This is a genomic window from Rhodanobacter sp. UC4438_H5 (genome assembly GCF_052978405.1).
Genome location: NZ_CM129672.1, coordinates 3,123,655 through 3,145,863 on the forward strand (window position 1 = coordinate 3,123,655; position 22,209 = coordinate 3,145,863).

At 68.9% G+C, this 22,209-nt stretch carries 15 protein-coding genes and 1 riboswitch; of the genes, 8 read left to right on the forward strand and 7 right to left on the reverse strand.

The window, feature by feature from the left end; translation table 11 throughout:
• Nucleotides 1-26 precede the first annotated feature (26 nt).
• Nucleotides 27-2,078 carry a transketolase gene (gene tkt / locus ACVCL9_RS14345; RefSeq protein WP_447097618.1) on the forward strand — a complete coding sequence of 684 codons (2,052 nt, stop codon included), beginning with the start codon at nt 27-29 and terminating at the stop codon, nt 2,076-2,078.
• An 82-nt stretch (nt 2,079-2,160) separates the two neighbouring features.
• Here the strand turns inward: tkt and ACVCL9_RS14350 are convergent, their stop codons facing one another.
• The 3 genes from ACVCL9_RS14350 to ACVCL9_RS14360 are packed head-to-tail and all read right to left on the reverse strand — an operon-like array spanning nt 2,161 to nt 4,816.
• A complete protein-coding gene (locus ACVCL9_RS14350) occupies nt 2,161-3,039 on the reverse strand; it encodes an ankyrin repeat domain-containing protein (protein WP_447097617.1) in 879 nt (292 codons plus the stop codon).
• A gap of 20 nt (nt 3,040-3,059) precedes the next feature.
• Complete coding sequence (locus ACVCL9_RS14355; RefSeq protein ID WP_447097616.1) at nt 3,060-3,947, reverse strand: ankyrin repeat domain-containing protein; 888 nt, start codon at nt 3,945-3,947, stop codon at nt 3,060-3,062.
• Nucleotides 3,948-3,967: 20 nt separating this feature from the next.
• On the reverse strand, nt 3,968-4,816 hold the full coding sequence (locus ACVCL9_RS14360; protein WP_447097615.1) for an ankyrin repeat domain-containing protein: 849 nt from the start codon (nt 4,814-4,816) through the stop codon (nt 3,968-3,970).
• 41 nt (nt 4,817-4,857) lie between these two features.
• Here ACVCL9_RS14360 and ACVCL9_RS14365 point away from each other — a divergent pair, with 41 nt between their 5' ends.
• Together ACVCL9_RS14365 and ACVCL9_RS14370 are read left to right on the forward strand one after the other, a co-directional pair.
• Nucleotides 4,858-7,209, forward strand: a complete 2,352-nt coding sequence (locus ACVCL9_RS14365) for a hypothetical protein (RefSeq protein ID WP_447097614.1) — start codon at nt 4,858-4,860, stop codon at nt 7,207-7,209.
• Between the two features lie 31 nt (nt 7,210-7,240).
• Nucleotides 7,241-7,810 (forward strand): relaxation protein, encoded by a 570-nt coding sequence (locus tag ACVCL9_RS14370; RefSeq protein WP_447097613.1) that lies wholly within the window; start codon nt 7,241-7,243, stop codon nt 7,808-7,810.
• 15 nt (nt 7,811-7,825) lie between these two features.
• On the opposite strand, the gene eda is transcribed toward ACVCL9_RS14370, so the two are convergent.
• The 4 genes from eda to zwf all read right to left on the reverse strand — a co-directional run bounded on the left by eda (nt 7,826) and on the right by zwf (nt 12,816).
• The gene (gene eda / locus ACVCL9_RS14375) at nt 7,826-8,482 is read right to left on the reverse strand and encodes a bifunctional 4-hydroxy-2-oxoglutarate aldolase/2-dehydro-3-deoxy-phosphogluconate aldolase (RefSeq protein ID WP_447097612.1); all 657 of its coding nucleotides are present in this window, start codon (nt 8,480-8,482) and stop codon (nt 7,826-7,828) included.
• Nucleotides 8,483-8,641: 159 nt separating this feature from the next.
• Nucleotides 8,642-10,459, reverse strand: a complete 1,818-nt coding sequence (edd, locus tag ACVCL9_RS14380) for a phosphogluconate dehydratase (RefSeq protein WP_447097611.1) — start codon at nt 10,457-10,459, stop codon at nt 8,642-8,644.
• A 104-nt stretch (nt 10,460-10,563) separates the two neighbouring features.
• Complete coding sequence (gene pgl / locus ACVCL9_RS14385) at nt 10,564-11,277, reverse strand: 6-phosphogluconolactonase (protein ID WP_447097610.1); 714 nt, start codon at nt 11,275-11,277, stop codon at nt 10,564-10,566.
• Between the two features lie 75 nt (nt 11,278-11,352).
• A complete protein-coding gene (gene zwf / locus ACVCL9_RS14390) occupies nt 11,353-12,816 on the reverse strand; it encodes a glucose-6-phosphate dehydrogenase (RefSeq protein ID WP_395120872.1) in 1,464 nt (487 codons plus the stop codon).
• Nucleotides 12,817-13,214: 398 nt separating this feature from the next.
• On the opposite strand from zwf, the gene ACVCL9_RS14395 reads away from it, so the two are divergent.
• The 5 genes from ACVCL9_RS14395 (at nt 13,215) to ACVCL9_RS14415 (ending at nt 21,900) form a co-directional block, all read left to right on the forward strand.
• Complete coding sequence (locus ACVCL9_RS14395; protein ID WP_136259285.1) at nt 13,215-13,967, forward strand: GntR family transcriptional regulator; 753 nt, start codon at nt 13,215-13,217, stop codon at nt 13,965-13,967.
• 9 nt (nt 13,968-13,976) lie between these two features.
• Nucleotides 13,977-15,008 carry an SIS domain-containing protein gene (locus ACVCL9_RS14400; RefSeq protein WP_447097609.1) on the forward strand — a complete coding sequence of 344 codons (1,032 nt, stop codon included), beginning with the start codon at nt 13,977-13,979 and terminating at the stop codon, nt 15,006-15,008.
• Between the two features lie 120 nt (nt 15,009-15,128).
• Nucleotides 15,129-16,277, forward strand: coding sequence for an N-acetylglucosamine-6-phosphate deacetylase (gene nagA, locus ACVCL9_RS14405; protein WP_447097608.1), 1,149 nt, complete (start codon nt 15,129-15,131; stop codon nt 16,275-16,277).
• Between the two features lie 111 nt (nt 16,278-16,388).
• Nucleotides 16,389-16,619, forward strand: a riboswitch (cobalamin riboswitch).
• Between the two features lie 123 nt (nt 16,620-16,742).
• Nucleotides 16,743-18,608, forward strand: a complete 1,866-nt coding sequence (gene btuB / locus ACVCL9_RS14410) for a TonB-dependent vitamin B12 receptor (protein ID WP_447097607.1) — start codon at nt 16,743-16,745, stop codon at nt 18,606-18,608.
• 109 nt (nt 18,609-18,717) lie between these two features.
• Nucleotides 18,718-21,900, forward strand: a complete 3,183-nt coding sequence (locus tag ACVCL9_RS14415; protein WP_447097606.1) for an efflux RND transporter permease subunit — start codon at nt 18,718-18,720, stop codon at nt 21,898-21,900.
• Nucleotides 21,901-22,209: the final 309 nt, after the last annotated feature.

Genomic DNA, 22,209 nt, shown 5'->3' on the forward strand with positions numbered 1-22,209 from the left:
GCGTCCATTCCATCGGAGAAATCATCATGTCCCACGACCTCGACCAGCAATGCATCAACACGCTCCGCTTCCTGTCGGTGGACATGGTGCAGAAGGCCAACAGCGGCCATCCCGGCCTGCCGCTGGACGCCGCGCCGATGGCCTACGTGCTGTGGACGAAGCACATGAAGTTCCATCCGGCCGATCCGCACTGGCCGGACCGCGACCGCTTCGTGCTCTCCGCCGGCCACGGCTCGGCCCTGCTCTACAGCCTGCTGCACGTGACCGGCTACGACCTGTCGCTGGATGACATCAAGCAGTTCCGCCAGTGGGGCAGCAAGGCGCCGGGCCATCCCGAGTACGGCCACACGCCGGGCGTGGAGGTCACCACCGGGCCGCTCGGCCAGGGCCTGGCCAATGCGGTCGGCATGGCGATCGGCGAGGCGCAGCTGGCGGCCACCTACAACCGGGACGGCCACACCGTGATCGACCATCGCACCTGGGCCATCGTCAGCGACGGCGACCTGATGGAAGGCGTCGCTTCCGAAGCAGCTTCGCTGGCCGGCCATCTCAAGCTCGGCAAGCTGGTGTGCCTGTACGACGACAACTACGTCACCCTGGCCGCCGGCACCGACATCACCTTCTCCGAGGATCGCGCCAGGCGCTTCGAGGCGTACGGCTGGCAGACCATCAAGGTGGACGACGGCAACGACGTCGCCGCCATCGACCAGGCCTTGAACGATGCGGTGGCGGACACCGCGCGGCCGACCCTGATCCTGGTGCGCACCCACATCGGCTACGGCTCGCCCAAGCAGGACAGCTACAAGGCACACGGCTCGCCGCTGGGCGTGGACGACGTCAAGGCGACCAAGGAGAACCTGGGTTGGCCGACGGCACCGGACTTCCTGGTGCCCGAGCCCGCGCTCAGACATTTCCACGAAGCCGGCCAGCGCGGCGCGCAGGCGCAGTCCGAATGGAACAGCCGTCTGGACGGCTATGCCAAGGCCTTTCCCGAGCTGGCCGCGGAATTGCGCGGGCGCCTGCGCGGCGAACTGCCGGAAAACTGGGATGCCGATACCCCGAGTTTCGACGCCGACCCCAAGGGCCTGGCCACGCGCGAGGCCGGCGGCAAGGTGATGAACGCGATCGCGCCGCATCTGCCGGCATTGTTCGGCGGCTCGGCCGACCTCGACTCCTCTACCTTCACCAACTTGAAGGGCTTCGGCGACTTCAATCCCGCGGCCACCAAGGGCCTCGACACGCAGGGTTCGGACAGCGCCGGCTGGAGCAACGCCGGCCGCAACCTGCACTTCGGCGTACGCGAGCATGCGATGGGCGCGATCGTCAACGGCCTGGCCGTGCACGGCGGCTTCATCCCGTACGGCTCGACCTTCCTGATCTTCTCCGACTACATGCGCCCGGCGATCCGGCTGGCCGCGCTGATGGGCGTGCACGCGATCCACGTGTTCACCCACGACAGCATCGCGCTGGGCGAAGACGGCCCCACCCACCAGCCGATCGAGCAACTGGCCAGCCTGCGCGCGATACCCAACCTCGTGCTGATCCGCCCCGCCGATGCCAACGAGACCGCGGTGGCGTGGAAGGTGGCGCTGGCCACCACCGGCAAGCCGGTGCTGTTCGCGCTGTCGCGGCAGAAACTGCCCACGCTCGACCGCAGCCGCTGCGCCAGCGCCGACGGCCTGCGCCAGGGTGCCTACGTGCTGCGCGATGCGAAGGACGGCCAGAAGCCGGCGTTGATCCTGATCGCCAGCGGTTCGGAGGTCGACCTGATCGTGCAGGCCGCCGAGCAGCTCGAAGGCCGAGGTATAGCCGTTCGCTGCGTGTCGATGCCCAGCTGGGAACTGTTCGAGGCGCAGTCGCAGGCCTACCGCGATGAAGTGCTGCCGCCTGACGTCACCGCCCGGCTGGCGGTGGAACTGGGCGTGGCCCAGGGCTGGCAACGCTACACCGGCGCCCACGGCGACATGCTCGGCATCGACCGCTTCGGTGCCTCCGCCCCGGCCGAGGTGCTGCTGCGCGAATACGGCTTTACCGTGGAAAACGTGGTGCAGCGGGCGAAGGCCCTGCTGCAGCGCTGACCGTCACACGGAGCCCTGCCGACGCGAAGGCTTGCGCGATCGCGTCGGCCGGCCTGGTTCCGATGCGTGCCGGTCAAGCGGATCAGAGCAGCGGAATGTCCTTCGGATCGCTCGCCACGCCAAGCTTCTTGCGGTAGTCGCCCCAGACGCCCATTTCGGGCGTGCGCTGGATGCCATGGTCGCGCAGCCAGTGCTGGCACTTGCGCTGCCATGCCACGCCGTCGGGCCGCACCGGCGCGTAGTAGATGTCCTCGACCATTGGCATGCGGCCGTAATTGGGCGTGCCGGGGTCAGCCTTGATCTTGCGGGTCGGGTCGGCGCCGTGTTGTAGCAACCAGTAGGCCTGCTCGAAATCGGCGTATTTGGTGTACCAGTTGAGCACGGTGTTGTAGCCGTCGGTGGTGTAAAGCGGCTGGTTGATGTTGGCACCGCGCTCGATCAACAGCTGCACGTTGGGCCAGACGTGATGCAGCGTGGCGACGTAGGTGAGCTGCTCGTCGTTGGAGCTCATCGTGTTCGGATCGCCGCCACGGTCGAGCAGCAGTTTGAGATAGCGCTGGTCGGGCAACCCGGCGGCGAAGACCAGGGCGTTGTCTTCTCCCGCCTTGCCGCGCTCGCGCAGCGGCATCATCTTGCGCGCATTGGGGTTGGCGCCGTTGTCCAGCAGCAGGCGCAGGCCGTCGAAGTTCTGGTTGATGATCGGCCAGGCGACCATCGGCATGTTGGCCTGGTCGAAGATCGTGTCCGGGTTGACGCCCTCGTCCTTGATCAGGTGGCGGATGGCGGCGGCATCCTTGCGATCCACTGCTTGCGCCAGTTCCAGTGCCTGGCCCTGGAAGTGGTCGGTGGCGCGGAACGGTTGCCTGGCCGGTGGTGGCGGGATCGAGCAGGCCACCAGGCCGCCGAGGATGAGCAGCCAGGCCACAGCCGCCGCGCGCAGATGTCGATGCCGACGTTCCATGTCGTGTCGCTTCCTTGGGGTTACAGCAGCGGGATGTCTTCCGGTTTGTACGGATCGCCCAGCCCCTCGCGATACCTTGCCCAACGCCCCATTTCGTTCGTGCGGGGAATGCCATGGGTGCGCAACCAGTGCTGACACTTGCGCTGCCATTCGATGACGTCAGGCTTGATGACGTCCGCGTAGTAGATGTCCTCGACCATCGGCATGCGGCCGTAGTTGGGCGTGCCGGGATCGGCTCTCATTCTGCGGGTGGGATCGGCGCCATGTTGCAGCAACCAATAGGCCTGCTCGAAGTCACCAAACTCGGTGTACCAGCTGAGCACGGTGTCTGCGCCATCGGTGGAGTAAAGCGGCTGGTCGATGTTGGCGCCGCGCTCGATCAGCAGCTGCACGTTGGGCCAGACGTGATGCAGCGTGGCGACGTAGGTGAGTTGCTCGTCGTTGGAGCTCATCGTGTTCGGATCGCCGCCACGGTCGAGCAGCAGTTTGAGATAGCGCTGATCGGGCAGGCCGGCGGCGAAGACCAGGGCATTGTCCTCGCCCGCCTTGCCGCGCTCGCGCAGCGGCATCATCTTGCGCGCATTGGGGTTGGCGCCGTTGTCCAGCAGCAGGCGCAGGCCGTCGAAGTTCTGGTTGATGATCGGCCAGGCGACCATCGGCATGTTGGCCTGGTCGAAGATCGTGTCCGGGTTGACGCCCTCGTCCTTGATCAGGTGGCGGATGGCGGCGGCATCCTTGCGATCCACTGCCTGCGCCAGCTCCAGCGCCTTGCCCTGGAAATGGTCGGTGGCGCGAAACGGTTGCCTGGCCGGCGGTGGCGGGATCGAGCAGGCCACCAGGACGAGGCTGCCGAGAGCCAGCCATCCGATCAGGGTTGCCGCACGCAGATGTCGATGCCAACGTTCCATGTCGTGTCGCTTCCCTGGGGTTACAGCAGCGGGATGTCTTCGGGCTTGTATGGATGGCCAAGCCCCTGCCGATATCGCGCCCAGCGACCCATCTCGTTCGTGCGTGGGATGCCGTGATCGCGCAACCAGTGCTGACACTTGCGCTGCCATTCGATGACGTCAGGCTTGATGACGTCCGCGTAGTAGATGTCCTCGACCATCGGCATGCGGCCGTAGTTGGGCGTGCCGGGATCGGCTTTCATCTGCCGGGTGGGATCGGCGCCATGTTGCAGCAACCAATAGGCCTGCTCGAAGTCGCCGTACTGCGTGTACCAGCTCAACGGAGCGTCGTAGTCGTCGAGGCTGTACAGCGGCTGGTTGATGTTGGCGCCGCGCTCGATCAACAGCTGCACATTGGGCCAGACGTGATGCAGCGTGGCGACGTAGGTGAGCTGCTCGTTGTTGGAGCTCATCGTGTTCGGATCGCCGCCACGATCAAGCAGCAGCTTGAGATAGCGCTGGTCGGGCAGGCCTGCAGCGAAGACCATGGCGTTGTTGCGCTGCTTGCCATACTTGCGCAGCGGTTCGACCTTGCGCGCATTGGGGTTGGCGCCGTTGTCCAGCAGCAGGCGCAGGCCGTCGAAGTTCTGGTTGATGATCGGCCAGGCGACCATCGGCATGTTGGCCTGGTCGAAGATCGTGTCCGGGTTGACGCCCTCGTCCTTGATCAGGTGGCGGATGGCGGCGGCATCCTTGCTATCCACTGCCTGGGCCAGTTCCAGCGCCTTGCCCTGGAAGTAATCCGTGGCGCGGAACGGTTGCCTGGCCGGCGGTGGCGGGATCGAGCAAGCCCCCAGAACCAGACCACCGAACAAGACCAGCAACAGCAACCGAGCGAAACATCCCTGAATTCGCATGTGGCATACCCGTAGTGAGTTGCCGAAAAGCTTACCCGATTGACGCGTCCGCGGACCATGTCCATAGTGCGAACCTCGTGCAGTCAGACGGATCTGTGCGGCTCATCATGGAATCAGGGAGAACGATCATGCCGACCATGCCCGGTGACCCGGTATTGCCCGAGCAGTCGCCGCATACGCTGCAGGAGAAGATCGAGCAGGTGCGGCAGCGGCAGGCGCTGCTGGCGCAATGGCGCGCCACCGGCAGTCCCGAGTTGATGAAACAGGCCGAAGTCCTGGAAGGGCGATACCACACCCGTGATGTGGGTGAGCTGGCCGGCGACGTTTACCCTTCCGCGGCGCATGAACCGGCTTCGCCGGGTTTGGGATGGATCCGCGTCAGCGAACATCCCGAACTGCTGAAACAGTACTTCGGCGTGGATTGGACGGCGGAGCAGATTCACGAGTACCTGCAGCCCGACGAATCCGATTTCCGTGCGGAGATCTATTTGCCTGATCCTCGGGTCTACGGACCAGACGTCAAACCCGTTGTCGTAATCAAGGGCTCGAACGGACTCGTCGCAGTGTCGGACGGCAAGGGCGGCATCATCTTGCGCGATTCCGCTTTGGAAGACTGGATCGAAAACGGCCGTCAAGGCGTCGGGCTGGAGAGCGACCACGTCGACCGGGCGATGGCTCTCGCAAGGAAGCTTCAAGATGGCTTTCGAGGGCAATTTGAGTTGGCAGGTCACTCCAAAGGAGGCGCGGGTGCCAGCGCTGCCGCCGAGGTGACCGGCGTGCCGGCATACACGTTCAACAGTGCCGGGCTGCATCCCAACACCGCGCACCGTTACGTGGAGCAGCACGGTGGGACGCTCTACGGGGCCTCGTCCATCCACAGCTACTACGTCCACGGCGAAATGCTCCACGACGCCCAGAGCGGCGTCCACGACATGGACGCGGTGACACGGGCGCAGTTGGGACTGGCCGCGCGGCAGCTGGGCGAATTGGGACAGCTGGACGGCATGCAGGACCTGCTTCGCGCGCGGCTAGCGCAGGCGTTGCCGTACGACCGCAAGATGCAGGACGACGCGATGGAGCTGGTGGCCTATCTCAGCTCCCATTCCGGCGCGAAGATCCTGGCCGGCGTGCCGCTCGCCGCCGGCGCCCACCCGATCGAACTGCCGCCGAAGATGCGCGATGCGCAGGGCCAGCTGGTGGATCGCCCGGCGCAGCCGTCGCTCGGCGAGCTCGGCGCCGATGCCGGCCCGTTGATGAACGTGGTGTCCGGCGCGCTTGCCGGCGGCGCGGGCGGCAAGCGCGTTGGCGATGCCATCGCTGCCGGCGGTCGCGGCATCGAGCACAGCGCGCAGCGCACCGGCGACCACGTGCAGCGCGGCATGCAGGTTTTCGGCTACGTGCTGAACGAGGGCGTGCAGGGTCACGGCCGGCTGGTGGCGGGTGCCATGCATTACGGTGCCGCCGCGGTCGCCGACCTGCGCGTGGTGCACGGCGAGGTCCGCGCCTCGGTCGAGCGCGGGCTGGGCACGCTGGCGCAACTGAGCGCGGACCTGGACGGTGCCGTGCTTCGTGCGGGCAGCCATGTTCCCGGCTTGCAGGGTCTGCGCCAGGTCGCCGACAACGAGGCGCGCCTCGCCGCCGCCCGCGCCGGGCATCATCAGGCGCAGGCCGACCGCGAATGGCACGAGGCGCAGCGCGATGCCGGCGCGATACGCCGGTTCGCCGACGTGGGCGCGGATCGCGTCCGGCACGCATCGAGCGTCGCCGGGCAGACGCTGGAACGTGAGGCGCGGCAAGGCGGCGCGCGCATCGGTGACGGTTATCGCGCCTACGGCGCATCGGTGCGCCGCGCCACCGAACATGCTCCCGAAGCCGGCGCCGCCGTCGGTGCCGTCGCTGGCGCCGGCGCGGTCGCCGCCGGCGAGCTGCTGACCCATCCGGCTGGAACCGTGCGGCAGAGCAGCCACGTCGCGCAGCATGGCGAGGCCACTGTGGCCGAAGCGGTCAACCGCCACAGCATGAAAGACACGGTGTTGCCCAGCCTGGATGCAGACATCCGTCGCCAGGAACACGCGGGCATGGCATTGCTCCACACGCTGCAGCGCCCCGCGACCTCCGCGCGCATGCCGGCGACGGTCGGACAGGACCCGAGCGCCTTTGTGCAAGGCATGCTGGATTCCGCGCAATCCGGCAACTGGGATGCCTTTCGCCAGGGCACGAGGACGCTGGCGAGTCTGCCGGCGGGGCAGGCGCTGCACGCCGAGGCCATGCTTGCCGTGGATCGCCAGCAGCAGGCGGCCGCGTGGCAGGCACTGTCACCCCAGCAGGCGGAGCCGCAAGCCGCCGCGCTGACGATGATGCGCTGAAGCGGCCGTCGGCATACAGGGAAGCCAAGCCATGAACGAGACCGAATGCATGACCCTGGTCAGCCAGGCCGCGCAGTTGATGGAGCAGTTCGAGCGACGATGCGACCACCTCGGCGGGCGCCTGCAGGGGCTGATGCAGGACATGCAGGCGCTGGCCACGCAACTGCCCCGCGTCGTGGAGCAGGCCGCCGATGCCTCCATGCAGGCGCTGCCGGCGCGGGTAGCCCACGAGACGCGCGAAGGGCTGGGGCAGGCCGTGCAGTACTACCGGCAGCACCTGCAGGCATCGGGCGAGGAGGTGTCCGGCAGCGCCCACGCGCTGGCCGAGCGGATCGAGCGCCTGGAGCGACTGCACCGGCATCTGCTGTGGAAGACCTTCGGCGCGGTGGCGCTGTGCCTGGCCCTGCTGCTCGCCGGCGGCGCGTGGCTGTCGCTGCACTATCGCAAGGTCATCGAGCAGAACCAGCTTTCCGCGCAGTTGCTGAAGGCATACAACGATGCCGATGTGAATCTGTGCGATGGGCAGTTGTGCGCCCGCGTGGACCTCAAGGCGCCGCGTTTCGGCGAACGCCGGCAATACCTGCCGGTGCTGCCGCGCTGAGCCCGGCGCGACGCGTCAGCGCCGTTCCCGCAATTCATTCGCCTCGCGCGCCAGCAGCTCGATGCCGGCCCAGTCGCCTGCCGCCAGTTTGTCGGCGGGGGTGAGCCAGGAGCCGCCCACGCACAGCACGTTGGGCAAGGCCAGGAAATCCGTGGCGTTGGCGAGGCTGATGCCGCCGGTGGGGCAGAAGCGAATCTGCGGCAGCGGGCCGGCCCAGGCGCCGAGCAGCTTGTGGCCACCGGCGGGCACGGCGGGGAAGAACTTCAGGTGGCGGTAGCCGCGCTCGAGCAGGCTCATCGCCTCGCTGGCGGTGGCTGCGCCGGGCAGCAGCGGCAGCGTGCTGTCGTCGGCCGCATCGAGCAGGCGCGGCGAGATGCCGGGCGACACCGCGAAGCGGGCGCCGGCCGCTTGCGCCGCGCGCAGGTCGCCAGCGCCGAGCACGGTGCCGACCCCCACCGTGGCGCCTTCGACCTCCGCGGCGATCGCGCGGATCGCGTCCAGCGCCACGCTCGTGCGCAAGGTCACCTCGATCGCCGGCGCACCGCCGGCAACCAGCGCACGCGCCATCGGCACCGCGTCCCTCAGCGCATGGATCACCACCACCGGAATCACCGGCGCCAGGCGCATAGTGGCTTCGATCTGTTCCTGCTTCTGCTCGATGAGGCTGGTCATGACATGGCTCGGTGGGTTGATGATCGGCATTTTCGGCGCTGGGCGAGTGGAGAAGGCTGCGGACGCCTTGCGCGGTGTAGGGCGGGCACTGCCCGCCGCTGCCGTTTGGCCGCGAAGTCGGGAGAAAAAGGCCGGCGGGCAATGCCCGCCCTACATCGCCTATAGCACCCCCGCGCCGAAATCGGCGCTGGTGGCGGCCTGCCGGAACAGGCCGAACAGCTCACGGCCCATGCCGGTGTGGTCGTGCGACAGGTCGGCGAGGTGCGGCAGGCGGGCGTCCAGTTCGTCCGTCTCGACAAGGACGTCCAGACGTCCATTTGCAGCGTCGAGCCGGATCATGTCGCCATCGCGGATCTTCGCGATGTTGCCACCGGCGACCGCCTCGGGCGTCACGTGAATCGCCGCCGGCACGCGGCCGGAAGCCCCGGACATGCGCCCGTCGGTGAGCAGGGCGATGCGGTGGCCGCGGTCCTGCAGCACCGCCAGCGTGGGGGTGAGCTTGTGCAGCTCGGGCATGCCGTTGGCGCGCGGACCCTGGAAGCGCACCACCGCCACGAAATCGCGGTTGAGCTCGCCGCGCTGGTAGGCGCCGGCGACCTCGTCCTGGTCGTTGAACACGATCGCCGGCGCCTCGATCAGCAGGCGATCCTCCGGCACCGAGGAGACCTTGATCACGGCGCGGCCGAGGTTGCCGTCGAGCAGGCGCAAGCCGCCGTCGGGGCGGAACGGCTCGTCCACGCCGCGCAGCACGCCACGGTTGCCGCTCTGCTTCGGCACGGGTTTCCAGCGCAGCGTGCCGCTGTCGTCCAGATACGGTACCTGCGCGTAGCCCTCCAGGCCGGTGCCGAAGATGGTCTTGACGTCGCCGTGCAGCAGGCCGGCGCCGAGCAGCTGGTCGATCAGGAAGGCCATGCCGCCGGCGTCGTGGAACTGGTTCACGTCGGCGTAGCCGTTCGGATAGACGCGCGCCAGCAGCGGGATCACCCCGGACAGCGCGTCGAAATCGTCCCAGCGCAACTGGATGCCCGCGGCCTGCGCCATCGCCACCAGGTGCAGCAGGTGGTTGGTCGAGCCGCCGGTAGCGTGCAGCCCGATCACGCCGTTGATGATGGCGCGCTCGTCGAGATGGTGGCCGAGCGGCAGGTAATGTCCGCCCAGCGCGCTGTTGGCGGCGACGCGGCGCACCACCTCGGCGGTGAGCGCGTCGCGCAGCGGCGTGTCCGGCGCGGTGAAGCTGGCGCCGGGCAGGTGCAGGCCCATGATCTCCATCAGCATCTGGTTGGAGTTGGCGGTGCCGTAGAAGGTGCAGGTGCCGGCGGTGTGGTATGACGCGGCCTCCGCCTCGAGCAATTCGGCCTTGCTCGCCTTGCCGTCGGCGAACGCCTGGCGCACTTTCGACTTCTGTTCGTTGGGGATGCCGCTGGGCATCGGGCCGCTGGGCACGAAGGCCGCGGGAAGATGACCGAAGCTGAGCGCGGCGATCAGCAGGCCCGGCACGATCTTGTCGCAGATGCCGAGGAACAGCGCGCCGTCGAACATGTCGTGCGACAGCGCCACCGCGGTGGCCAGCGCGATCACGTCGCGCGAGAACAGCGACAGCTGCATGCCAGCGCGGCCTTGCGTGATGCCGTCGCACATCGCCGGCACGCCGCCGGCGACCTGCGCGGTGAAGCCGGCGTCGCGCGCGATCTGCCGGATCAGCGCGGGATAGCGCTCGTACGGCTGGTGCGCCGAGAGCATGTCGTTGTAGGCGGTGACGATGGCCAGGTTGGCGCGGTGGCCGTTGCGCAGCGCGTCCTTGTCTTCGCTGCCGCACGCGGCGAACCCGTGCGCAAGGTTGCCGCAGGACAGGTGCCCGCGCCGCGGCCCGCTGCGATCCACCGCGTCGATCCGCGCGAGATACGCCGCGCGCGTCTCGCGGCTGCGTTCGCGCAGGCGTTCGGTGACTTCGGCGACGACGGGATGCAGCGTGGTCATGATTCAAATCCAGAAATGAGTGAAGACGAGTGAGAAACGAGAGACGGCGGGAGTGGCGGGTGTGGTTCACTCATTTCTCACCCCTCCCCACTCGTTTCTCGCTCTCAAGGGCACCAGTACACCGCCACCGGCACGCGTTGCTGGGTCAGCACGGCGCGCACCGGATAGTCGCGCGCGGCACCCAGGCCAAGCCGCGCGTCGGCGAGTACGTCGCGCTTCTTCTCGCCGGCCACCAGCAGGTACAACGCGCGCGTTTGCAGCAGCGTGGGCAAGGTCAGCGTGATGCGCGGCTCGTCGGCACCGGGCGCGTGCATCGGCAGTACGCGCATGCTGCCGTGCGGGTCCAGCGCTTCGGCGAGGTGGTCGCCGCCGGGAAAGAACGAAGCGGTGTGGCCGTCGTCACCCATGCCCAACACCACCGCGTCGAACGGCAGCGGCAACGCGGCGATGCGTGCTTCGGCGCGGGCCAGGCCGGCCTCCGGACTGGCGTCGCCGGTGTACAGCGGAATGAATGGCGCCGCGGCAGCGGCGTGCTGCAGCAGGTGCGTATGCACCAGTCGCGCGTTGGAGCGCACATCGCTTTCGGGCACCCAGCGTTCGTCGACCAGGGTCACCTGCACCCTGGTCCAGTCCAGTGCCTGGCGCGACAGCTGCTCGAAGAAATCCTTCGGCGTGCTGCCGCCGGAGACCGCCAGCACGGCCTGGCCGCGTTGCGCCAGGCCGTCGCGCAGGCGTTCGGCCACGCGCTCGGCCAGCGCCACGGCTTGCGCCTGGCATCCGGTGAAGCTGTGGGTGGTGACGTTGGTGGGTGCGGACATGGCGGGTTCGATCGGCGGCGAGGTGATGCGTTCCAGTGTGGTTGGGGCGGCGCAGGCAGCAGGTGAAGTGCGCGCCTATTCGTTGTCGTCGTGCCAGGTGCGGCCGTCGCGCTCGATCAGCGCCACCGACGCGCTCGGCCCCCAGCTGCCGGCCGCGTACGGCCGCGGCGCTTCGCCGCTGTCGCTCCACGCGGCCAGGATGGGGCCGGCCCAGCGCCAGGCCGCTTCCACTTCGTCGCGGCGCATGAACAAGGTGGGATTGCCGCGCACCACGTCCAGCAGCAGGCGTTCGTAGGCGTCGGGCTGCGACACGCCGAACGCCTCGGCGAAGCTCATGTCCAACGGCACGTGGCGCAGGCGCAGGCCGCCGGGGCCGGGGTGCTTGATGGTCAGCCACAGCTTCACGCCCTCGTCCGGCTGCAGCCGCAGCACCAGCCGGTTCTGCGCCAGCGAGCCGGAGGCGGCGTCGAAGATGGAATGCGGCACCGGCTTGAAGGTCACCGCGATCTCCGACACCCGATGCGCGAGGCGCTTGCCGGTGCGCAGGTAGAACGGCACGCCGGCCCAGCGCCAGTTGCCGATCTCGGCTTTCAGCGCGACGAAGGTCTCGGTATCGGATTTCGCGTTGCCCAGTTCCTCGCCGTAGCCGGGCACGCTGGCGCCCTCGGCCACGCCGGCGCGGTACTGGCCGCGCACGGTGAGCTGGCCGGCGTTGCTCGCGTCGATGGGCTTGAGCGAGTGCAGCACCTTGAGCTTCTCGTCGCGCACCGCGTCCGGCGCCAGCGACGAGGGCGGTTCCATGGCCACCATGCACAGCAGTTGCAGCATGTGGTTCTGCACCATGTCGCGCAGCGCGCCGGCGCGGTCGTAATAGGCGCCGCGGTGGCCCACGCCGAGCGTCTCGGCCACGGTGATCTGCACGTGGTCGATGTGCGCGGAGTTCCACAGCGGCTCGAACAGCGCGTTGCCGAAGCGCAGCACCAGCAGGTTCTGCACCGTCTCCTTGCCGAGGTAGTGGTCGATGCGGAAGGTCTGGGTTTCGTCGAACACCTGGCCCACCGCATCGTTGATCCGGTTGGCGCTGTCCAGGTCGCGGCCGATGGGCTTCTCCAGCACCACGCGCGACTTGCCCTGGTTCAAGCCGTAATGGCCCAGCCGCTTGCAGATGTCGACGAACAGTTCGGGCGAGGTCGACAGGTAGAACACCCGCACGTGGTCGGGCTCGGCGCCGATGAAGGCGGCGAAATCGTCCCAGCCCTCGTCCTTGCGCGCATCCAGCGGACGGTAGAACACCTGCTGCAGGAACTCGTCCAGCTGGCGGGCATCGCAGATCGCGATCAGCGCCTCGCGCAGTTGCGCGCGATAGCCGGCGTCGTCCAGCGCCTCGCGCGCCACGCCGACGATGCGGCTGCTGGGCGGCAATTGGTGGTCGAGAAAACGGTGGAACAGCGCCGGCAGCAATTTGCGCGCGGCGAGATCGCCGGTGCCGCCGAAAATCACCAGGTCGAATGGCTCGACGGTTTGGGGGGAAGCAGTCACGCGATCACCTCGACTCGATGCCGGCTGGCGGGCCGCGGCCGGATGCCGCTGCCCGGGTTTTTGCCGATGGTACCAGTGAAATACCAGAGCGACTACCCGGTTGCATACGAATTCATCGGCGGCCCCAGCAGAACGATCCGCAGGCAGTCCCGTCACCCCCGTTCTCCCTGAGCGCAGGCCGTTCCCGCAGGCCGTACGCGGGGAGCAGCCAGGGATGGCTGTGCCTTGGGAAGCAAGGAAGTCGAAGGGTCTGGTCACCCGGCGATGCACTTCGACCCCGCTCGCCGGCGCGAGCCACGCTCGGTGCGAACGGCTGGGGATGGCCGAGCGTTTGCTGGCGGGCATATCGCACCGTCATGGCTTGCGGCCGGTGGATCGCTATTGGTATGGTGCGCGCCATGGAAACCACCTTGTCCAAGGAATACCGCCGGATCTGCCGCGACCCGGCCAATCACCAGCCGCTGGCCTACCTGCGACTGCGCCAGGCGATCCGCAACGTGGTGCAGCAGCACGACGTCGAGCCGGGCCACGCGCTGCCCAGCGAACGCGACCTGGCGCTGGTGCTGAAGCTCTCGCGGGTCACCGTGCGCAAGGCGATCGCCGGCCTGGTCGAGGAAGGCCTGCTGACCCAGCGCCACGGCGCCGGCACCTTCATCGCCGAGCGCATCGTCAAGCCGATGTCGCGGCTGACCAGTTTCACCGAGGACCTGCGCGAGCGCGGACTGCGCCCGCGTTCGGAGTTCTTCGAGCGGGTGATCGGCGAGGTGACGCCGGAGGAGTCGATGGCGATGAACCTCTCGCCCGGCTCGCTGGTGGTGCGCCTGCATCGCCTGCGCTACGGGCAGGACGAGCCGCTGGCGATCGAGCGCAGCGTGGTGCCGGCCAGCGTGCTGCCCGATCCGATGCTGGTGCGCGACTCGCTGTACGAGGCGCTCGAACAACTCGGCTGCCGCCCGCGCCGCGCGCTGCAGCGCCTGCGCGCGGTGTCGCTGAACGCGCAGCAGGCGCGGCTGCTGCACGTGGCGGTGGGCAGCGCCGGCCTGAACATCGAACGGCGCAGCTTCCTCGACGACGGCCGCGTGGTCGAGTTCACCACCTCCTGGTATCGCGGCGACATCTACGACTTCGTCGCCGAATTGCACACCGACTGAAGGACAAGCATGAACGCCAGCGACACCCTGATGTTCCGCGAAGCGCAGGAATCGGCCGCGGTAGTGGCGCGCCAGCTTGCCGCCAACGAAGCGGTGGTGAGCGCGCTGGCGCAGTCGCTGCGCGAGGCGCCGCCACGCTTCATCGTCACCTGCGCGCGCGGCAGTTCGGATCACGCCGCGGCCTACGCCAAGTACGTGTTCGAGACGCAGCTGGGCATCGCCACCGCCTCGGCGTCGCCCTCGGTGAGCTCGGTGTATGCCGCCGAGCAGCAGTGGCGGGACGCGCTGTTCATCGCGATTTCGCAATCGGGCAAGAGCCCCGACCTGCTGCGCACCGCGGAGGCGGCGAAACGTGCCGGTGCGCGCGTGGTGGCGCTGGTCAACGTGGCCGATTCGCCGCTGGCCGCGCTGGCCGACACCGTGATTCCGCTGCACGCCGGGCCCGAGCGCAGCGTGGCGGCGACCAAGAGCTACCTCGCCGCGCTGGCCGCGGTGCTGCACCTGTGCGCGCGCTGGAGCGGCGACGCCGAACTCGACGCCGCGCTGCCGACCCTGCCCGACGCCTTGCGCAAGAGCTGGGATGCGGACTGGTCCAGCCTCCATGAAGGCCTCGTCGGCGCGCACAACCTGTTCGTGGTCGGCCGCGGCTTCGGCCTCGGCATCGCGCTGGAAGCGGCGCTCAAGTTCAAGGAAACCTGCGGCCTGCACGCCGAGGCGTTCAGCGCCGCCGAGGTGAAGCACGGCCCGATGGCGCTGGTCGGACCGGACTTCCCGGTGCTGTGCTTCGCCCAGGACGACGACACCCTGGCCAGCACGCTGGCGGTGGCGCGCGAGTTCCGCGGCCGCGGCGCGCAGGTCTTCGTTGCCGCGCCGGGCCAGCACGGCCCCGGCACGCTGCCGGTGCCCGGTGGCCTGCCCGCGCTGTGCACGCCGCTGCTGATCATCCAGAGCTTCTACCGCGCCGCCAGCGAGCTTGCGCTGCGCCGCGGTTTCAACCCCGACGTGCCGCCGCATCTGAACAAGGTCACGGAGACGGTTTGAGCATGCCGTAGGGCGGGCACTGCCCGCCGGCCTTTATTTTCGCGTGACGGGGAGCGGCGGGCAGTGCCCGCCCTACGAGGGTATTGCTCCTTCAGTCGCGCATCATCAACGGAATTCGCCATGCTTCACGTCCTCACCCACGCCCGCGTACTCACCCCCGACGGCTGGCGCGACGACTTAGCCGTGCTGCTCGACGGCGAGCGTATCGCCGACCTGCTGCCGCCATCCGATCCGCGCGTGGGCGCCGCGCAGGTGCACGACCTCGCCGGCGCCATGCTGCTGCCGGGCTTCATCGACGTGCAGGTCAACGGCGGCGGTGGCGTGCTGTTCAACGAGGCGCCGACGGTGGAGACGATCCGCCGCATCGGCGCGGCCCACCGGCGCTACGGCACCACCGGTTTCCTGCCGACCCTGATCAGCGATCGGGTCGAGGTGATGCGCGAAGCGCTGGCGGCGGTGGAACAGGCATTGGCCGAAGGCGTGCCGGGCCTGCTCGGCATCCACCTCGAAGGGCCGTACCTGGCGCCCGCCCGCAAGGGCGTGCACGACGCGAAGTACTTCCACGTACCCGGCGCCGACGAGCTGGCCTTGCTGTGCGCACCCCATCGCGGCATCCGGCTGGTCACGCTGGCCCCGGACCGGGTGCCGCCGGCGAGCATCCGCGCGCTCGCCGCCGCCGGGGTGATCGTTTGCGCCGGCCACACCGCCGCCGACTACGAAACCACCCGCGCCGCACTCGATGCCGGCGTGCGCGGCTTCACGCATTTGTTCAACGCGATGACCCCGTTCGGCAGCCGCGAGCCGGGCGTGGTCGGCGCCGCGCTGGAAGATGCGGCGAGCTGGTGCGGCATCATCGTCGACGGCCACCACGTGCACCCGGCCAGCCTGCGTGTGGCGATCGCCGCCAAGGCCCGCGGCAAGATGCTGCTGGTCACCGACGCGATGCCGCCGGTCGGCGCCGACCGCCCCGACTACGTGCTCAACGGCGAAACCATCACCGTGAAAGACGGCATCTGCCAGACCGCCAGCGGCGTGCTCGCCGGCTCGGCGCTCGACATGGCCGCCGCCGTGCGCAACACCGTGCAGATGCTCGGCCTGCCGCTGGACGAGGCAGTGCGCATGGCCAGCACCTGGCCGGCCGAGTTCCTCGGTCTTGGCGCAAGCCGCGGCCGCATCGCGGCCGGCTGCCGCGCCGATCTGGTGGCGATGGACGATGCGTTGCGCGTGCAGCAAAGCTGGATCGGCGGCGAGGAGCGGGGCGAGAAGTGAGTGGAGAGGAGTGAGAGGTGAGAGAGAGCCAGCACCACGCCTCGACCCGCCTTTTCTCGTTTCTCACCCCTCCACTCACTCCCGCACCATTGCCCGAATGGGCGTCCGCCGCTACAGTGACGCGGTTCAGGTGTCCCGACGGTTCAACGCCCAAGGGATGAAACGGGAAGCCGGTGCGTGGTGTGCGAACACTGCAAGGCCGGCGCTGCCCCCGCAACGGTAAGCGAAAGACACGAACGGCGAAGGCCACTGTGCGATGCACGGGAAGGCGCCGTTCGCGGCGAGCGGAATCACCGCCCGCCACTCGCGAGCCCGGAGACCGGCCTGGACGCTCCTTGGTGGCTCGCGGTGGGCGAGGCCGGACCACGGCCTGTCTGTCCGTCGTTCCGTCCCCGCTTTTTCGCCCGGCTGCCATTCCCTCTGGACATGCGGCCGTGCGCGGGTGCGCGGCGAAGGAAAACGAAGATGAAGAAGACCTTGCTGGCCAGCTTGCTGCTGGCCTGCGCCACCGGTGCCGGCGCGACCGGGCAGGACCCATCCGGGCAGGACCGCGCCATTTCGCTGGAGCCGGTGATCGTCACCGCCACGCGCACGCCGATCGACATCGGCGACTCGCTGTCGTCGGTGAGCGTGATCAGCCGCGCCGACATCGAGCGGCTGCAGCCGGTGTCGATCGCCGACCTGCTGACCGGCCTGCCCGGCGTGAGCTTCGCCAACGCCGGCGGCTACGGCCAGCAGACTTCGCTGTTCCTGCGCGGCGCCAATTCCACCCACACCCTGCTGCTGGTCGATGGCGTGCGGGTGGCTTCGGTCAGCGCGGGGCTGGCCGCGTTCGAGCAGATTCCGGTGGAGCAGATCGAACGCATCGAGATCGTGCGCGGCCCGCGCTCCAGCCTCTACGGCGCCGATGCGATCGGCGGCGTGATCCAGATCTTCACCCGCCGCGGCTCGCGCGACGGCGGCCTCGAACCGTCGCTGGCGCTCACCGCCGGCACCGACAGGCTGTTGCGCGGCCAGCTCGGGCTGTCCGGCGGCAGCGAACAGGGCTGGTACAACCTGGGCGCGGGCAGCCAGTACACCGGCGGCATCAACACCTGCCGCGTCGGCGCCGCCGCGGCCTTCGCCGGCTGCTTCACCGACGAGCCGGATCGCGATCCGTCGCGCAACAAGAACCTCAGCGCCAGCGGCGGCTACCGCTGGGACAACGGTGCCGAACTGACCGGCACCTGGCTGCGCAGCCTGGGCGAGGCGCATTTCGACGGCAGCTACCAGAACCGCTGGCGCACCGTGCAGCAGGTCGCCGGTTCGACCTTCGGCTTCCGTCCGCTGCAGGCGTGGAAGAGCACGCTCAGCGTGGGCCAGAACCTGGACCGCTACGACAACTACGAGAACGCGAGCTTCGTCGGCTACATCTATTCGCGCCGCAACCAGGCCTCGTGGCAGAACGACATCAACCTGGCCGCGGACCAGCTGCTGACGCTCGGCGTCGACTGGCAGGGCGAGCACATCGACAGCGACACCGGCTTTCTCGCCACCCGCCGCCACGACACCGGCGCGTACGCGCAGTACCAGGCCACGTTCGGGCCGAACGAGCTGGCGCTCTCCGCGCGGCGCGACAGGAACAGCCAGTACGGCCACCACGACACCGGCGCGCTGGCCTGGGGTTATCACTTCGACAGCGGCGTGAAGCTCACCGCCAGCTACGGCAGCGCCTTCCACGCGCCCACCTTCAACGATCTCTACTACCCCTACGGCAGCGGCAATCCGGACCTGAAACCGGAGACTTCGCGCAGCGCCGAGCTGGGCCTGAGCCGGCAGCACGATGGCTGGAACTGGGCGCTGAACGCCTACCAGACGCGCATCGACCAGCTGATCGCGCTGGACAGCCAGTACTTCCCGCGCAACATCAGCAAGGCGCGCATCCGCGGCGTGGAAGGCCAGTTCGGCGCCCGGCTCGGCGGCTGGCAGCTGCAGAGCTACCTGACCTGGCTGCAGCCGCGCAACGAGGATGGCGGCCCGAACGACGGCAACGTGCTGCCGCGCCGCGCCGAGCAGACGGCGCGCATCGACCTGGACCGCCGCTACGGCGCCTTCGGCGTCGGCGCCACGTTCAACGCCGCCGGGCACCGCTATGACGATGCGGCCAACGCACACCGACTGGGCGGTTACGCCACCACCGACCTGCGTGCGAGCTGGCAGTTCGACCGCGCCTGGCAACTGGAGGCGCGCCTGGCCAATGCGTTCGACCGCCACTACGAAACGGTCTGGTACTTCAACCAGCCCGGGCGCGAGCTGCTGCTGACCCTGCGTTACAGCCCCGCCGCGCGTTGATCGGCGGGGTGGCGGGCACTGCCCGCCGCTCCCGCGGCCGCCGGCATGCCGCAGGTCACTGCCGTCGGCCGGACCGGTGCCGTTATGCTTGGGCGACAGGGAGAGCCACGTGAACGCATTCGCACCGATGATCCGCCGCCCGGTCGGCACCTCGCTGCTCGCCATCGGCCTGATGATCGCGGGCGTGTGGGCCTATCTGCTGATCGGCGTGGCGGCGTTCCCGTCGATCGAGTTTCCCGGCGTGGCGGTGGTGGCGGGCATGCCCGGCGCCAGCGCGCAGACCATGGCCACCACGGTGATGGCGCCGCTGGAACGGCACATCGGGCGCATCCCGGGCGTGCAGTTCATGTTCTCCAGCGCCAGCGAAGGGCGCGCGCAGATCCAGGTGCTGTTCAAGTACGGGCGCTCCACCGATGCGGCTGCGCGCGACGTGCAGGCGGCGCTCAATGCCGCCGCCGCCGACCTGCCGCCGGGCATGCCGGCACCGCCGCAGTACTTCAAGTTCGATACCTCGACCATCCCGGTGCTGCTGGTCACGCTGACTTCCAGCAGCCTGCCGCCGGACCGCCTCTACGACCTCACCGACACCCTGCTCAAGCCCGCGGTGGCGCAGATCCCCGGCGTGGCGCAGGTGCAGGTCGGCGGCGGCACCCCGCACGCGGTGCGCATCGCGCTGAACGCCAACGCGCTGGCGATCAAGGGCATCACCACCAACCAGGTCGCCAACGCGCTGCGCGCGGCCAACGTCACCTCGCCGCAGGGCATCCTCAGCGACGGCGTCAGCCAGATGACGGTGACCGCCAACGACGCGCTGCACACGCCGGCGGATTTCGCCAGCCTGGTGATCGCCAGCAACAACGGCGTGCCGGTCCGGCTGGCCGACGTGGCCACGGTGAGCGGCGGGCAGCAGGACCAGTACGCCGCGGCCTGGTTCAACGGCACCCGCGCGGTGACCCTGCAGATCAGCAAGCGTCCGGACGCCAACGCGATCGCCGTGGTCAAGGCGATCCGCGCGGCGCTGCCCGGGCTCAGCCACGTGTTGCCCGCCGACGTGAAGATCACCCCGATCTTCGACCTCACCCCGACGACAGAATCGGCGCTGCACGAGGTCGAGGTGGCGCTGGGCATGAGCATCGTGATGGTGGCGCTGGTGATGCTGCTGTTCCTGCGCCGGCTGCGGCCGACCCTGATCGCCATGCTCAGCGTGCCGCTGTCGCTGGCCGGCGCGCTGATCGTGATGTGGATGCTCGGCTTCACCCTGAACATCTTCTCGCTGGTGGCGCTGGTGCTGTGCGTGGGTTTCGTGGTGGACGACGCGATCGTGGTGATCGAGAACATCGTGCGCCACATCGAGCAGGGCATGGCGCCGCTGCAGGCGGCGCTGACCGGCGTGCGCGAGATCGGTTTCACGGTGGTGTCGATCACGCTGTCGCTGATCGCCGTGTTCGGGCCGATGGTGTTCGGCGACAACATGTTCACCATGCTGATGCGCGAGTTCGCGGTGACCCTGGTGGCCACCATCGTGATCTCGGCGGTGGTCTCGCTCACCCTCACCCCAGCCCTGTGCGGGCGCAGCCTGGTGCACGAGCCGGAGGGCAGCCGCACGCCCGGGCGGCTGGAGCGGCTGGCCGAGCGCTTCGATGGCTGGCTGCTCGCGCAGTACCGGCGCGCGCTGGACTGGTCGATGCACCACCGCCGCCTGATGCGCTGGCAGCCCGCCGTGCTGCTCGTGCTCACCGGCGTGCTGGCGGTGCTGGTGGTGATGACCGCCGGCGGCGGCCTGATGCCGAAGGAGGACACCGGCCTGGTGCAGGTGCAGATCACTGCCGGCCCGAACATCTCGCCGACCCGGCTGACCACGCGCTCACGCGAGGTGGCCGCGGTGTTCCAGGCCGACCCGGCGGTGCTGGACGTATCCACCATCGTCAACGGCGGCAACGGCGCGCACCTGTTCGTCGACCTCAAGCCGCTGGGCGATCGGCCGGACGATCGCCACGTCACGGTGCAGCAGGTGGTCGACCGCCTCGCCGCCCACTTCAAGGGCGTCACCGACCTCGACGTGGCGGTGTCCGCGGTGCAGTTCTTCGGTGGTGGCGGTGGCGGCGGCCTGGGCGGCGGCAATGTCGGGCGCTACTCGTTCCAGCTCGACAGCCTGGACGGCACGCCGCTGCAGGAACCCACCCTGCATCTCGAACACGTCATGCGCGGCATGAAGCAGTTCAAGGATGTCACCAGCAGCTTCGACGGCATCGGCACCCAGCAGATGGTGCAGGTCGACCGCGCCGCCGCCGCGCGGCTGCAGGTGAGCATGGGCCAGATCGACTCGGCGCTGTACAACGCGTTCGGGCAGAACCAGATCTCCACCATCTATTCGGACATCAACCAGTACCGCGTGGTGCTGACCGCCGACCGCGGCGACGAGCTGAGCCCGCAGGGATTGCTCGGCACCTATGTGCGCAGCAGCCGCGGCGAGATGATCCCGCTCTCCGCGCTGGCCACGATCCAGCCGCACCTGGCACCGGCCACGGTCAGCCACTTCAACCAGCTCGAATCGGCCTCGATCAACTACAACCTGGCCGAGGGCATCACCCCGGCGGAAGGCCTGAAGCTGGTCGACCAGGCGATCTTCGCCGCCGCGCTGCCGAACGGCATCCAGCGCAAGTACACCGGCGAGAACCAGAACCTGGTCGACGCGCTGAGCGACGTGCTGTTGCTGCTGCTGGCGGTGATCCTGGTGATGTACGTGGTGCTGGGCGTGCTGTACGAGAGCCTGATCCACCCGCTGACCATCCTCTCCACCCTGCCCGCCGCCGGCATGGGCGCGTTCCTCGCCATGCTGGTGACCCACACCCAGCTGACCCTGATGTCGGTGATCGCGGTGCTGATGCTGATCGGCATCGTCAAGAAGAACGCGATCCTGATGGTCGATTTCGCCCTGGTCGCCGAACGCGAGCGCGGCCTGTCGCCGCCCGAGGCCATCCGCGAGGCCGCGCTGGTGCGCTTCCGCCCGATCACCATGACCACCCTGGTGGCGATGGGCGCGGCGCTGCCGCTGGCGGTGGGCTTCGGCTACGGCTCGGAGCTGCGCCAGCCGCTGGGCATCGCGATCCTCGGCGGCCTGCTGGTGTCGCAGCTGCTGACCCTGTTGAGCACGCCGGCGATCTACCTGTGGCAGCACGACCACCGCGAGCGCAAGGCGGTGCAGAAGCGCATCCGCGATGAATTCCGCCGTGGCCGCCAGCCGCCACCGATGCCCGCCGTGCCCAAGGGCATGCCGGCGCTGCCCAAGTAGCGGGGATTAGGGATTCGGAAGAGCGACGTGCGGCTCGTAGGGCGGGCACCGCCCGCCGGCTCTCGCATCGTCGCGGCAAAACGGCGGGCAGTGCCCGCCCTACGTGCCCCCGCCGCTCGGGGTGAGCGGAGCCAGGCCCGACCTGGTCGCTCACCGGGGTTGCCTTCTCGAACCCCGAATCCCGATCCGGGCCCCTGCCTTCCGGCACGGTGCGTACTTCAGGCACATACGCCCACAGATACCCGGTGGCATAAAGCCGCCATGAAAGAAACTCCCCTGCCCATCGCTGGTCTTGCGTACCTGGGGCGC